Source organism: Leptolyngbya sp. CALU 1928, assembly GCF_056784215.1.
This window is the reverse complement of sequence record NZ_JBXBCE010000002.1, coordinates 285,196-298,721: the sequence shown is the minus strand read 5'-3', so window position 1 is coordinate 298,721 and position 13,526 is coordinate 285,196. Positions and strand designations below refer to the sequence as shown.

The 13,526-nt window shown below is 50.3% G+C and carries 14 protein-coding genes; 3 read left to right on the top strand and 11 right to left on the bottom strand.

The window, feature by feature from the left end; all coding sequences use genetic code 11:
* Positions 1-96 precede the first annotated feature (96 nt).
* The 4 genes from AC1S5B_RS17190 to AC1S5B_RS17175 form a co-directional block, all read right to left on the bottom strand.
* On the bottom strand, positions 97-585 hold the full coding sequence (locus tag AC1S5B_RS17190; RefSeq protein ID WP_482036930.1) for an AAA family ATPase: 489 nt from the start codon (positions 583-585) through the stop codon (positions 97-99).
* A gap of 73 nt (positions 586-658) precedes the next feature.
* The gene (locus AC1S5B_RS17185; RefSeq protein WP_482036929.1) at positions 659-2,050 is read right to left on the bottom strand and encodes a DUF2330 domain-containing protein; all 1,392 of its coding nucleotides are present in this window, start codon (positions 2,048-2,050) and stop codon (positions 659-661) included.
* An 83-nt stretch (positions 2,051-2,133) separates the two neighbouring features.
* A complete protein-coding gene (locus AC1S5B_RS17180; protein ID WP_482036928.1) occupies positions 2,134-3,039 on the bottom strand; it encodes an RnfABCDGE type electron transport complex subunit D in 906 nt (301 codons plus the stop codon).
* 184 nt (positions 3,040-3,223) lie between these two features.
* Positions 3,224-4,014, bottom strand: a protein-coding gene (locus tag AC1S5B_RS17175; protein WP_482036927.1) for an IS5 family transposase whose coding sequence is annotated in 2 segments (ribosomal slippage) — positions 3,224-3,663 and positions 3,663-4,014 — 792 coding nt in all. Because the reading frame shifts where the segments join, the coding sequence is not laid out codon by codon here.
* Between AC1S5B_RS17175 and AC1S5B_RS17170 the strand changes: the two genes are divergently transcribed.
* Positions 3,971-4,327 carry a hypothetical protein gene (locus AC1S5B_RS17170; protein ID WP_482036926.1) on the top strand — a complete coding sequence of 119 codons (357 nt, stop codon included), beginning with the start codon at positions 3,971-3,973 and terminating at the stop codon, positions 4,325-4,327. The genes AC1S5B_RS17175 and AC1S5B_RS17170 overlap by 44 nt on opposite strands.
* 234 nt (positions 4,328-4,561) lie before the next feature.
* Here the strand turns inward: AC1S5B_RS17170 and AC1S5B_RS17165 are convergent, their stop codons facing one another.
* The 5 genes from AC1S5B_RS17165 to ilvC all read right to left on the bottom strand — a co-directional run bounded on the left by AC1S5B_RS17165 (position 4,562) and on the right by ilvC (position 8,964).
* Positions 4,562-5,734, bottom strand: coding sequence for an IscS subfamily cysteine desulfurase (locus tag AC1S5B_RS17165; protein WP_482036925.1), 1,173 nt, complete (start codon positions 5,732-5,734; stop codon positions 4,562-4,564).
* Between the two features lie 18 nt (positions 5,735-5,752).
* On the bottom strand, positions 5,753-6,184 hold the full coding sequence (locus AC1S5B_RS17160) for a hypothetical protein (RefSeq protein ID WP_482036924.1): 432 nt from the start codon (positions 6,182-6,184) through the stop codon (positions 5,753-5,755).
* 55 nt (positions 6,185-6,239) lie between these two features.
* A complete protein-coding gene (locus AC1S5B_RS17155; RefSeq protein WP_482036923.1) occupies positions 6,240-6,941 on the bottom strand; it encodes a hypothetical protein in 702 nt (233 codons plus the stop codon).
* Between the two features lie 36 nt (positions 6,942-6,977).
* A complete protein-coding gene (locus AC1S5B_RS17150; protein ID WP_482036922.1) occupies positions 6,978-7,742 on the bottom strand; it encodes an IS1 family transposase in 765 nt (254 codons plus the stop codon).
* A 226-nt stretch (positions 7,743-7,968) separates the two neighbouring features.
* Positions 7,969-8,964 carry a ketol-acid reductoisomerase gene (ilvC, locus tag AC1S5B_RS17145; protein WP_482036921.1) on the bottom strand — a complete coding sequence of 332 codons (996 nt, stop codon included), beginning with the start codon at positions 8,962-8,964 and terminating at the stop codon, positions 7,969-7,971.
* A 129-nt stretch (positions 8,965-9,093) separates the two neighbouring features.
* Between ilvC and AC1S5B_RS17140 the strand changes: the two genes are divergently transcribed.
* On the top strand, positions 9,094-9,585 hold the full coding sequence (locus AC1S5B_RS17140) for a DUF3122 domain-containing protein (RefSeq protein ID WP_482037105.1): 492 nt from the start codon (positions 9,094-9,096) through the stop codon (positions 9,583-9,585).
* Here the strand turns inward: AC1S5B_RS17140 and AC1S5B_RS17135 are convergent.
* Together AC1S5B_RS17135 and AC1S5B_RS17130 are read right to left on the bottom strand one after the other, a co-directional pair.
* Positions 9,582-10,496, bottom strand: coding sequence for an alpha/beta fold hydrolase (locus AC1S5B_RS17135; protein WP_482036920.1), 915 nt, complete (start codon positions 10,494-10,496; stop codon positions 9,582-9,584). The genes AC1S5B_RS17140 and AC1S5B_RS17135 overlap by 4 nt on opposite strands.
* A 66-nt stretch (positions 10,497-10,562) precedes the next feature.
* Complete coding sequence (locus tag AC1S5B_RS17130) at positions 10,563-11,321, bottom strand: ferritin-like domain-containing protein (protein ID WP_482036919.1); 759 nt, start codon at positions 11,319-11,321, stop codon at positions 10,563-10,565.
* Positions 11,322-11,644: 323 nt separating this feature from the next.
* On the opposite strand from AC1S5B_RS17130, the gene AC1S5B_RS17125 reads away from it, so the two are divergent.
* The gene (locus AC1S5B_RS17125) at positions 11,645-13,423 is read left to right on the top strand and encodes a bifunctional pantoate--beta-alanine ligase/(d)CMP kinase (RefSeq protein ID WP_482036918.1); all 1,779 of its coding nucleotides are present in this window, start codon (positions 11,645-11,647) and stop codon (positions 13,421-13,423) included.
* The last annotated feature ends 103 nt before the right edge of the window (positions 13,424-13,526 follow it).

The following is a 13,526-nucleotide window of genomic DNA, read 5'->3' as shown; positions in this document are numbered from 1 at the left end:
TTTGGCAGATGAATCGTCAAGGTAAGGTTTCAAGCCTTTAGCAAAAACGATTCAATGTCATCCAAGTTGGGGCAATATCCATTACTGGTATCAACTTCAAGTGTAGGAATTGGGTAAAAGTGGCGGATCGTAATTTCCTGGCGGTAATTCCACACCTTGTTGAGCGGCGCGTACTCCCCAATCGCCATGAAATCTTAGTCTGTTTGGATCAGACAAGCCTCTTTGAATAAAACGTGATCTCGCTAAATGAGGTTTAACCATGCAAACTATTATCTTTATTTGCGATATGCGCGAAAGCGATTCTAGCGGTGGTGCCCAGAGAGTGTGTTGAAACGCTGCTTCAGCTATCAAAGTTATTTGCCTGGATAGCAAAAAGTCTAAAGTTTCAAAAAATGTGCTGTAAATCCCTTGGTTAACATCTTTTCCAAGAGATTCGTGACTACTTTTCATTGTATTGACAAATCCTTCTTTGATTTCATCACGACATATCGCTGGGCATCCTATCTTTCTTGCAAGAGTGTGCGCTAGCGTGGTCTTGCCCGATCCTGGGCATCCTGTAACAACTACAAGCAAAGGTTTCTTCATGGAACGGTAGATGCTAATGCCGAATGAACGTTCTCCAGTTCGGGTAGAGTTTACGAACGATTTTCAGAGACATTTATCTTAATCCCTTGAACCGTTGCCAAACTGACTCCCACCATGACGATGGGGCTAGCGCTTGAACTTTGGGTAACTTTTGGCGGATTTTTTGAATATCCCAGTTGGTCAGTCGGGCGAGGGTTTGGGCTTCTTGGTCAAAACGGCGGGGCAGCGATCGCCCATATTCCCGACCTGCGGCACAATCAGCATTGCCCAAAAAGGCATGGCGCAACACGTAGCGTCCCTGAAACTGTTCGCGGTTATTAGTGTCTTGAAAGACTAAATCTTCGGGAAACTTGTCGCGGGTATAGCGCACATGCAGACGAGTGATGAACACATTCGATGAGGGGAAGGGCGACGGGCGACGAGGCGCAAAAAATCCAGGGTTACTCGGCTCTCTTTGCGGCTCATCTAGCCAGAAAACCCCGGCATCGCGCAGTTCTTCACGAGACAGCGGTTCCGCTGAACAGGGATCACAATTTGACATATCCCAGGCATATTCCAAAAAGGCGACATTGCGACCTTCGCGATCGTAGGACGTTTGGAACATAGACTTGTAAAAGTCGCTGAACTCACTTTTCACAAACGTCGGAATTTCGGTGTTGGAAGGCACCTTAACCGTGCGGTAGTTCGTCACTTCTGCCTGACCTTTAGGCGACAAAATATAAACAAGCAAATCTTGAGCTTGCTGAGCGTTCACCATACCCAAGCGCAACGGCAGCATAAACCGAGGCGACTCAAACGCCATTTTGATCGGGCGCAGGTTTTGAAATCCCGCTTTTTCAAACTCGTTCAGATTCACCTTTGCCACAAAAAACTTCAGCTTTTGGCGAATATAAGGCTTAAGTAATTCTTTTGCGCCCTTGGGAATGCGGTAGCCGTTTTGAGTCAGCCAGGTTTCTAAGCCCCCCGATTCCTTAGCGCTGAGGATCAAAATGTCGTATTCGCCCACGGTAAATTTTTCTTCAATCGTCACGCCTAGCTCGGCAGCGTTGCTTCTTGTTCTTGCCGATTGCAAGTTGGAAGGAGCCGCTGCCATGGGGGGCATTCGGTCATACAGGGGTTGAGGTTGGCAGGGGTCGGGGTCAAAATACTCCACTAATCGCGGCGCACTGAAGGCATCCAAATGTGCCATGACGCTAGGTTTTCCGACTTCTACCTGCTCTTTTTTCAACACCACAGGCACGGGAACGACGATCGCAAAATCCTTCACCTCACCCTGATAATCATTTGCCATGGTCAGCACCGTTTTGTTACCGCTGCGGGCGATCGCCACTTGGGATGCCTGGTTATATAGCTTGGCATCTGCCTTTGCCACATAAAACCCACAAAATGCCCAAGCTTTGGCGGCAAGAAAGAGGCTGGAAACCGTGAATAAGCAAGACAGCAGCACAGTTCGGAGAAGTTTCATAAAAATGACGAAGGGTGAAGGGTGAATGACGAGTGGTAGAAAAGTTGAAAGGAAGTTTTGAGTTGAGAACTAGAAGTTTTGAGTTAGGAGTGGGTTGCTAGAAGATAGTTTTTCTTTTCTGCCGCTGTTTTTTCTGTTTCCTCATTTTCTGGTTCATTTTCTTGAGGTTCGCTATTTTCTTCTGTCTGCCAAGTGAATCGGGGACTTGCCCAGATGAGATCCAGCACCGCACTGAGGGGCGCGAGGGCAAAGAGTGCCCAGAAAACGGCGGTGGGAATGAAGTAGACATTGCGGAGGATGAAAGCGAATAGGGCGATCGCGACTGCCCAAACCAGCCGCGCCACACGAGCATTGGGAATCGTGCGGGGATCGGTGATCATAAACAGGGAAAACACCAGCAATGAACCGCTGCTGAGACGATGTAGCAATACATCCCATGTCCAGCCTAGCCAGAGGTTACGCCCCAGTTCAAGCAAAGCATAGCTACCCAAAAATGCCCCCGTGGTATCCCAGCGCCCGACCCGTTGCACAACAACTCCGCCAGTTCCCAAAAATAGCAGCGCATACCAACTTGATTCGCCCCATTGACCGGGTGAAATCCAGGCATCGTGGGTCAGCACCACTGCTGCCACAATGCCGAGATTGGTAGGGTTAAACAGATGTTTTCCATTCACCTTCAGCAAAAATTTGCTAGAGATGGCAATCACCGCCGCCACGATCATGGTGCCGATGTGTTCGGTTCGGAGCAACATACTCAGCCCTAAGGCGGTGATTAGGGCGGAAGGCAGGGCGGAAAAGGGCAAGGCAGACGAAGGGTAACGCATCGACCAAATCCATTGGGTGAGGAGGCAGGTGGCGATCGCGGTTACCACGATTTCCGGGTGCAGCGTCCAATCACGAGTACCCGTTCCTAACAATAGGAATAGGGACAGAAACAGAATTTGGTAGAGTCGAGCATCACGAAACATAGACGGTTGGGCGATCTGCATCCAGTGACCTACATCGGGTTGTCGCCAGTATGCCTTGACTCAAAGCGAAATAGGAGAGTTGTTACCGTTCCCGTAACGATTTGCTTTTCTGAAACACTTTGAGCAAAGGCTTTAACACCTCGATAGGTTGAGGCTCAATAGGGAACAACCCTTAAGGCGCTGGGTAGTAGACCTCCTGCATAAATCATGAGGCATGTGCCAGTTCGTAGTTCAATAAGCCAGCGATGAGATTTAAGCGTAAGCCAAAGCGCTTTCTGCGATTACGATAACGCCCTGAAAAGATGCGGAAGATCTTGAAGCGGCGAATCCCATGTTCAATTCGCACCCGCAATCGTGCTAAGGCTCGGTTATGCTGCTTTTCTTCCTGTGGCAACGGTTGCTTGCGGGGCTTTTTGGTTGGAGTACAAGCGCCAGCATGCAGTTTGGCAAATCCTTGATAGCCTCGGTCTGCCAAACACACCTGCGAAGAAACAAACGGCAAACGAGTGCGCTTGAGCAGTTTGAAGTCGTGGGTTCTGCCACTCGCAACTGCGGTACAAATGATTTGCCCGGTGTCAAACTCCGCTACCACTTGCGCTTTGAGGGTGTGACATTTTTGTTTGCCGCTGTAGTAGCGTTTCTGTTTTTTTTAGGGCGCTCGATTTCCATCTCCCCCACATCGACCAGCATTACCTTCCCCGCCCAACCGGGTTGGTACAACTGGTGTTGGCTCGGTAGCCGGAACTTGCCACACTTGACCAAAAGGTCTTCCACTTTTCCGATAATCCGCCCCACCGTGGTCTCGTGCAATCCCCAACTCACTCCAATGTGAAACTGAGTGCGATACTCTCGCCAGTATTCCAATGCCACCAGCAATTGGTCTTCCACGCTCAGTTTCGCTTGACCACCCTTGCGTCCTCGTCGCTCTAGGGCAGGGCGGACCACCTCGACCATGGCACTGAATGTTTTTTGGGTGGAACGTTGGGGCACTCGCAATGGACACTACTTTGAAGAGTCTGTCGGCTACATCAGTGATTTGGAACTTGAAGCCGCTGAATTTTTACTGCACATTCAGCAGCATTGGGGCATTGAAAATCGATTGCATTGGGTGAGAGATGTCACCTTTGAGAAAGACGATGCTCGTCCGGGTGGCAATGCTCCAGTCATGTGGGAAATTTTGAATTGCTTTCTCATCTCTATTGTCTGTCAACTAGCCTACCGCACCATTCCTCAAGGGGTACGCGCGCTCACCAATCAAGTCAAGCAAGTCTATGCGATCCTGTCCCACGGTTTTTCTTCTCCTGTATAAAACTACCCTGCTCTCCCGCCTTGGGAGAGGGACTTTGAAATCGGCTCCCCTTGTCCCAAATTTAGGACAAGGAGTTGGGGGATGTAGCTTGATTCCCGCAGGGTGGGCTGTTGCTGTCTTCATGCAAAAGATCTAGTGAGGGCTATTCTCTGCGAGATGGCACAAGTCTTTTGGGGGATGAAACCGAAATATTATCTGTTCGCGATCGCTAGGGTAGATTGCGAGGCTATGCAATTAGGATGCGATGGCGATATGCCGCAACGCTCGGATGGTAGCGATCGCCTGTTCTGCCGCATAGTCAATCTCAGTTTCTGTATTAAACCTGCCAATGCCAAAACGCAGGGAGGCATAAGCAAGATCATTCGATCGTCCAATGGCTTGCAGCACATGGGAAGGAGTGGCTTTCGCGGAGGTGCAGGCAGAGCCAGACGAGACTGCAACATGGGGCTGTAAGCCCAACAGCAGCGATTGTCCGTCTACGCCCTCGACGCTGATATTGAGGTTTCCGGCAAGGCACTGAGTGGGGTGTCCATTTAGGTGAATCCCATCCAGTTGATTGAGTTGCTGCCACAGGCGATCGCGGAGTTGGCTACCTCGCGCCGTTTCTACACTCATCTCATCAATGCCTAGCTGCACGGCGGCGGCAAACCCAACGATTTGTGGTGTATAAAGTGTGCCAGACCGCATTCCCCGCTCGTGTCCGCCCCCATGTAGCTGAGGCGCAAGCTGTACCCGTGGATTGCGACGACGCACATACAATGCTCCAATGCCTTTGGGCCCATAAATTTTATGGGCGGTCAACGACATCATATCTATTTTCATCGCATTCACATCTAGCGGAATCTTGCCGATCGCTTGGGCAGCATCGGTGTGAAACAAAATTCCGCGCTGATGGCACAGCGCCCCAATCTCAGCGATCGGCTGCAATACGCCAATCTCGTTGTTTGCCGCCATCACGGACACTAAGATCGTATCGGGGCGCAGGGCGTTTTCTAAGTCATCTAGGTTAATGAGTCCATCCGGTTGAACGGGCAAAAAGGTGATGTCAAACCCCAGCGATCGCAGATAGCGGCAGGGATCTAGCACCGCGTTATGCTCGGTTACAACAGTAATCATATGCTTGCCGCGATCGAGATAGGCTTCTGCCACGCCTTTGATCGCCAAGTTGTTTGCTTCCGTGGCTCCGCTAGTAAACACAATTTCTTCTGGTGTTGCGGCGATCGCGGCAGCCAGTTGTTCTCTTGCCTGTTGCACAGCGGCTTCCGCTTCCCAGCCATATTGATGCCCGACACTCGCAGGATTGCCAAAGTACTGGGTAAAAAACGGCAGCATGGCAGCCATGACCCGCTGATCGACGGGCGTAGTCGCGTGACAATCCAGATAAATCGGGCGTGAGGAAGTCTTCATCTAAATGAATAAACGAAATTAATAAACGAAAATGCCGCCCGTTTCCTGAATGTTAACGGTGGTTTTTCCAAGGCTGCTCTCTGCCGCCTGCGTCACAGTAATGATGATCAAGTTGTTGCGAGCGGAAACCGTGTAGCTCAAGTAAAAACGACCATCTAGAGGGCTAATCAGTAAATAGATTGGAGTCGGTAGTTGGTTGAGGGTGCTGGTGGCGTTGGCTGCAAGTTTGCGGGGGGAAAATTCATTGGTCGTGGAACTATATTCCAACACAGTGCCCGTTTGGTTGATGATTTTCACCTGGTAGGGCTTGGCGGGATTAATCCGGGCGACGGGTTGCCAGGAAGCGTCAGCCATCGCCCTAATCGGTGCCGCGATCGCTCCAGGTAAAGGCAATGCAGTCATGCCAACGGACAGAAAAAAGCTCATGGCGACAATCGGTTTCCAACTCATTTTAGATAGACTCCTTCACAGTTCCACATTTCTGCAAGTAGTCTATCAAGGATAGCTACTTGCACTTTAAAGAATTGAAAACAGTATTAGAGGTTTGCTTCGCGTTCTGCCCGATCGCCGTCAATGTCACCTGCCGTTTACTGTTCTCAAAGGTGGCGATCGCATCATATTTCACGGCTGGAATACCGGGAAGCTCGGCACTTAGTATCAGTTCACCCGTTTGAATTCGAACGGGCACAACCGAACCGCAGAATTGCCTATCTTCAATTGTTTCGGTAGCTGCCTTAAAATCCTCTCCAGAGCGGTAAGAAAATGAAAAATCAGGCGATGCAAAAAGATCATAAGGATCAGTAGACTTGGACGCGTAAACATCAGGAACCACCACGCTACCCACTGGCGTTTCTACATCCAGAGGAACTCTGGCAATGAATAATTCAACCCCGTTCAGCTTTACTAATTTAGCTGGAGAAACCAAACTACCATCCCTAGGGAATCCAGGACTGGTGACGATCGCCACTTTCGCTCCGCCAAAATTTGACCCGAAGGCTCCTTGGGCACCTCCCGGAATTTGATAATCCATCAGGCTACGGGCAATCAAAGTCGCCCGTTGAGGATTGGCAGCATTACTAAAAAATTTGTAGACCAGCCCCGCCGACCCAATCGCCACTAGTGAAACACCAGCCAGAACGATCGCGATCGTCTCCCAAATGGTCACGGAATACTGGAGGTGTGCTGGTTTATCTGCCGCATCAGTCATCAGAGTGAGCCTTGGTTTTGGAAAATGGTAGTGTCATTATGTAAAGGATGGAGAAAAAGAAACCATCTGCTCCCGTCGCAATTGCTCTCGAATCTTTTGATTGTAGTGATGAATGAAATTCCAAATCGCTCCAATGTGATTCTCTAACTTCTTCGAGAACGATAAAGTTTGGCGCACTAAGCGTGAAATGCGTTGTCGTAACGTGTTATTCAACCGCTCAATATAGCTGGTTAACCCAGAATCCTTGTCTACTGCAAAATGTCGTTTGCTCGGTAGCACACAGGCATAGGCTTCCCAGTGGTCGGTGTAGATCCGGGCATATTGTCGATAGCGGCGCGGCAGGCTATCCCATAGGGCTTGCGCTGACTCGGCAGAACGATCACCGACATGACACCCAATGATTTTGCGGGTCGCTACATCCATTGCTAACCAAACCCATTGTTTATTGCCTTTGTCATCCACCAAAGACCACAACTCATCCATCTGAACCGTCAACCTTGCGGTTGTTTTGGGCAGCACCTCAGCTTGTTGGCGCACCTGCTCATAGGTCTGATTGACGTACTGTTGCAACCAACTTTCCGACAGCTTCAGGACTCTAGCAATCCCCGCTAAAGGAATCCGCTCTAGCAATAACCGATCAATTAGAGCCTTGGTATCTTGATCCTTGGGCTTCCACTGGGGATCTTCGACAAACTGACGACCACAGTCTCGGCATTTATGGTTTTGCTTGCCCCGGCGAGTTGTCCCGTTTTTCATGATGTCATCCGATCCACAATTCGGACAGATTAAGTATGGTTTCATGGTTGATCTCGGTTTACTTAAGCCGTTGGCTCTATTTTCCCTCACCCTTTACGAAAAAGCACTACCTGGAAAATGAGGGAAAGTGCAAAGTACAGTAGGAAAAGTACGGAGTTCGGTAGAGAGTACGGAGTTCGGAGTTTAAGACAGAAAAGCTCAAGAGTTGGAGTGGGAAATTTTCAGTTTTGTACTCCGTACCCAGACCCCGCACCCCGTACTCTGCCCTTCCTTATGCTTTCTTCAACCAGCTAAACATGGCGCGTAGGTCTTTGCCCACTTCTTCAATCGGGTGTTCGGCTTCACGACGGCGCATGGCGGTAAAACCAGGCTTGCCAGATTGGTTTTCCAGCACAAACTCCCGGGCAAACTGTCCGGTTTGAATTTCCAGCAGAATTTTCTTCATCTCGGCGCGGGTTTCATCGGTGACGATGCGAGGACCACGGGTGAGATCGCCATATTCTGCGGTGTTGGAAATGCTGTCGCGCATGGTCGCCAGTCCACCTTCCACAATCAGATCGACAATTAGTTTCACTTCATGCAGACACTCAAAATAGGCTAGTTCGGGCTGATAGCCAGCATCGACTAAGGTTTCAAACCCAGCTTTAATCAGCGCACTCAAGCCACCGCACAAGACAACCTGTTCGCCGAACAAATCGGTTTCGGTTTCTTCGCGGAAGGTGGTTTCCAATACGCCTGCACGAGTGCCGCCGATGCCTTTTGCGTATGCCATGGCGCGATCGCGTGCCTGACCCGATGCATCTTGATACACTGCAAACAGCGCTGGAACGCCTTCACCCTGCTCATAGGTACGACGCACCAGATGACCTGGACCCTTTGGAGCCACCATCACCACATCTACATGGCTCGGAGGCACCACTTGAGCAAAGTGAATATTGAAACCGTGAGCAAATGCCAGTACCTTTCCTTCGGTCAAATTTGGCTCAATTTCGTTTTTGTAAACCGTTTTCTGCACTTCGTCAGGCAGTAAAATCATGATGAAATCTGCCTGTTTAGAAGCTTCATCTACACTCATAACGGGCAGTCCGGCATCCTTGGCTTTGCCAGCAGATTTACTGCCGGGATACAAGCCCACAATCACGTTGATGCCGCTGTCTTTCAAATTCAATGCGTGGGCGTGTCCTTGGGAACCATAGCCGATAATGGCAACGGTCTTGCCCGATAACAGATCCAAGTTGGCATCTGCGTCATAATACATTCGCGCCATGATGGGGTATCTCCTTGCGGCTTCGTAATTCCTTGCAAACTTTTGATCTTACCAAAGGTCATTGCACTGTAGGAATTATTCTTAGTTTCTATTAAATCTAGAGTAGAGAACAACGAGGTCAGTGTGTTAATGAATTGGGTTGTGCGAGTCGTCATTTGGATGGCGTGTGGGGTACTGAGTTTCAGCCGTCCGGCGATCGCGTCGGTGCACACCTATCCTGAAGGTGAGAACCAAACAATGTTTCGATCGCTGCAAACTTTGCGGGATACGAGCGATCGGGCGTGGCAATTTGTTTTATTTAAACGCATTAATGCCGGACAAGTGGACAGTATTCACCTGCGCGTCGTGGGTTTTCCGGGTTCTGGAGAACTGGAGCATCCGGCAGATTTGCACATAACCAGTCATCAGCAAACTTGGACAGCAGCAGATGTTTTGCCTGAAAACTCACCCTTTCCTGTCAATGTGGGTGAATATAACGTGTTAGATGTCGTCCCTAAGCTCACCTCTGACGCGCCGTTAAAGCTAGAGATACCTGCTGCTCAAAGGAAAGTTGCGATCGCCGTACCGCCGTTTGTAGTCAAAGAATGGCGCAGGGTTGCCGCCATGTGGCAAAGCCCTTAAAGCGCACTCACCCACGATCGCAGCAACTCATTCACCTGATCAGGCACCTCATCATGGGGGCAATGCCCCGCTTGCAGATAATATTCCGTCAACTGCGGATAGTATTCACGAAACTTGGCACCGCGATCGTGGGCATTAATCCATGGATCAGCTTCCCCCCACAGCATCAACAATGGGCAAGTCAACTGACCGAGTAGCACATCCACCCGTTCCCCCTGAGGCGTGCGAAATACGGATGCAAATACTTTTGGCGCACCAGGATCGCAGGAAGGCTGATAAATTTCTTCCACTAAGCGATCAGTGACGGCGCTCTGGTCGAGATAGACCTTTTCTAGCGTTTTGCGAATCAAAAACTTTTGCCGCACATATTGAAACAGCAAGTAGCTTGCCCAGTCTTGCTGAAACAAACTGCGTACTATCGAACCCATCACTTCCCGAATCGGATCGGGTTTAGGAGGCGCAGCTTTCAAGTCGGTAAACGGTCCCGCACTATTAATCAGCACCAACCCAGCCGCCGAACTGGGACGCTGACTCGCCACACATAACGCTGCGTAGCCGCCCAATGAGTTGCCCACCAGCACCGCCGACTGTCCAATCACCTCGGTCACAAAGTCATGCAGTTGATCGCGCCACAAATCCCCGCTATATTGCCAGTCGGGTTTTGCCGATCGCCCAAACCCCAACAAATCGATCGCCCAAACCTCAAATTCGTTGCTCAACCCAATGATATTTTTGCGCCAGTGATCCGTCGAGGCACCAAACCCATGAATCAGCAGCAACGGTGGGCGATTCCCTTTGGGATCGTGAAACGAATCGCCCCGTCGTTCTCCCGCCTTCACGTAATAAACCTGCTGCCCACGCCACTGCCAATACTGCCCTGGGATCGCGATCGTGGATTCCATCACCTGCATACGTTACAAACCCTAAAAATTGACGACCTACAAATGAGTGACCAGCTTCAACTCAAAACTCAAAACTTAATTAACTCCCACCAACTCTGGAGCCACCTTAGCGCGATCGGGCATTCCTTCTTGCGTCAAATCCGGCATCTTGCCCCTTTTTTCCAGGAAACCACCCACCATGGCGATGAGAGCATTAACTTTGCGAGTGCGCCACATGTCGATCGTCTCATCCACCGCAGCCAGAGACAACTGCCGCTCCATCGCTTCTTGCAGGTAGGCAGCATGTCCAGTTTCATCTTGAGCAACGCTGAGGATACCTTTCTTCAAACTGATACTGACGGGATCGGTGTCGGGCAAAGCGTTTGCCATCCGAGCAAAATCTTTGCTTGCATCCAGTTCAAGAATGTAAGTGCTGGCAAAAAACACCGTCCAATCCATGGTTTCGGGTTTTAGCTCATCACTGGAGTAATCCTTGAAATAAGCCTCAAAAAATGGGCTACGGCGACGTTCATCCGGTGTTCCGTCAGTTGTCGTTTGCGGAATAGATTTGAAGTCAATCAGTTGTTTATTCAGTTGTTTCAACGCTTGAGCAAAAATTTGACCATGGCGACGCTCATCAGTTGCGTGACGTGCCAGCCGTTCTGCCAGCCAACTGTCTCCTTCAGCAACAGCCCGCGCACTGAGCGCTTCCAAAAAGGGAACAGAGCCAGATTCTGCCATTTGTAAGGCAGCAAGAGTATTCGGACGAGTTTGCAAATCACGCATGTTCCGAGCGGAAATGTAGGCAGATGCGCCGGAGCCAAGAATATGAAGCAGTTGGGTAGAAAGATTCATAAAGTAGTTGCGTAGGAACGGAATCCGCACAGAAACGTACAGACGAGATCCTAGCGTTATTTATCGATTTCAACCGCACCATCAACCGCAAGGTCAGCGAATATGAATTTGACCGAATTATCACAGTTATCAAAATTTTTATAGCAGCCTAGAAAAAATCTGGCTACAGTTTATGAGGATGTTTTCAATGGGCTGATGTGTAATCGAGTGTTTACTAAAACCTCAACAAAAAGTTGATTTTCCAGTCTCAGTAAAAGAGTCAAGCTCTACACGTTCAAGATTCACAAGGTCGCGATCGCAACTTCATTAGGGGAACCCGTTCAATGCGCCTGTTCACAACCATCTTAGGGTTACGCTGCTACCTGGATTCCTGTCGCTTCAAACGGCATGACTTAGCGCGATCGGGCAGCTATTCAGAGGTGGCGACTCCCCTAGAAATTGGTTTCGTCCCCACCATGGGCGCACTCCATGCCGGACATCTCAGCCTAATTCAGCGCGCTCGTCGAGAGAACAAAATCATCGTCGTCAGCATTTTCGTCAACCCCCTACAATTTGCCCCCACCGAAGACTTTCAGCGCTATCCCCGCACCCTAGAGCAAGACCGCGCCCTCTGCGAAAAAGCCCACGTCGATGCCCTATTCGTGCCCGATGCAGACGAAATGGGCACAGCAAGGCAAATGGCGAATGGCGAGGGGCGAATGGCGAATGGCGAACCTAAAATATCTCCTAGGTCAACGCTAGGTAAACAAAACTCAAAACTCAAAACTCCGAACCCCGAACCCCGAACCCCGAACCCCGAACCCCGAACCCCAAACCCTGCCCTGACCCAAGTGCTTCCCCCATCCACTCTGACTAGCGAACTCTGCGGACGCTCCAGGGAAGGACATTTTCAAGGCGTGGCAACGATTGTGACCAAGCTGTTCCATGTGGTGCAACCGACTCGCGCCTATTTTGGACAAAAGGATGCTCAACAGCTTGCCATCATTCGCCAGTTAGTAATAGATCTGAACCTGCCCGTGGAAATTGTGGGCTGCGCGATCGCCCGTGAAACCAGTGGACTCGCCCTCAGTTCTCGCAATCAATATCTGAGTGGCACAGAGCGAGAGCAAGCGGCTATGATTTATCGGGCATTGCAGCAAGCATCATCCGCCTTTCAAGCTGGAGAGCGATTAGGTAGTAAACTAATCGGGGCGGTTAAGGCAATGTTAACCACTGCACCCGATCTCATCCCCGAATACGTTGAACTGGTTCACCCCATGACTATGACTCCCTTAACCCAAATTGAGGACACAGGCTTATTAGCGGTTGCTGCCCGGATTGGCTCTACTCGCTTAATTGACAATGTGCTGCTGAGCGATCGCCAACCCATCGTGGCGATCGATGGACCCGCTGGAGCCGGAAAATCCACTGTGGCGCGGCTCGTTGCCCAAACCCTCGGCTTGGTTTACCTCGACACCGGAGCCATGTATCGCGCCTTTACCTGGCTAGTCATGCAATCAGGGATCGCCCTGGACGATGAACCCGCGATCGCGGAACTGGTCAGCCAGTGCCAGATAGAATTTAGGGAACAGGGAACAGGGAACAGGGAACAGGCAAGGGAAGACAAAACTCCCAAGCCCCTCACCCATCGCCTCTCGCCTCTCGCCTCGTCTGCCATCTTCGTCAATGGACAAGAAGTCACCCAAGCAATTCGCAGCCTAGAAGTCACTTCCCAAGTTTCTGCCATTGCCGCTCAGCCTGCGGTTCGGTGGGCGTTGGTGCGGCAACAGCAACTCTATGGAAAGCAGGGCGGCATTGTGGTTGAGGGGCGCGATATTGGCACCAATGTGTTTCCGGATGCGGAACTGAAGATTTTTCTGACGGCTTCGGTGCAAGAACGTGCCCGTCGTCGTCAGCGTGATTTACAAAATCAGGGCATCGGCGATGTCAACCTGGACGAGTTGGAGCAGTCAATTTACGATCGCGATCGTAAGGACAGCACTCGTTCGCTTGCGCCTCTGTGTAAAGCGGACGACGCGATCGAGTTGATTACTGATGACCTGACAATTCAGGCAGTAATTGATCAAATTGTTGAGCAGTACAATGCTGTAATCAATTTTTAGAACCATTCAAGTTTGGTAAAGTCTTCACTTTAAGCTGTCTTTTTCCTGGTGATTTCTTCACCTATTCTTATGTCCTGTGCAATATGGTTGAGTCAGTTTTGGC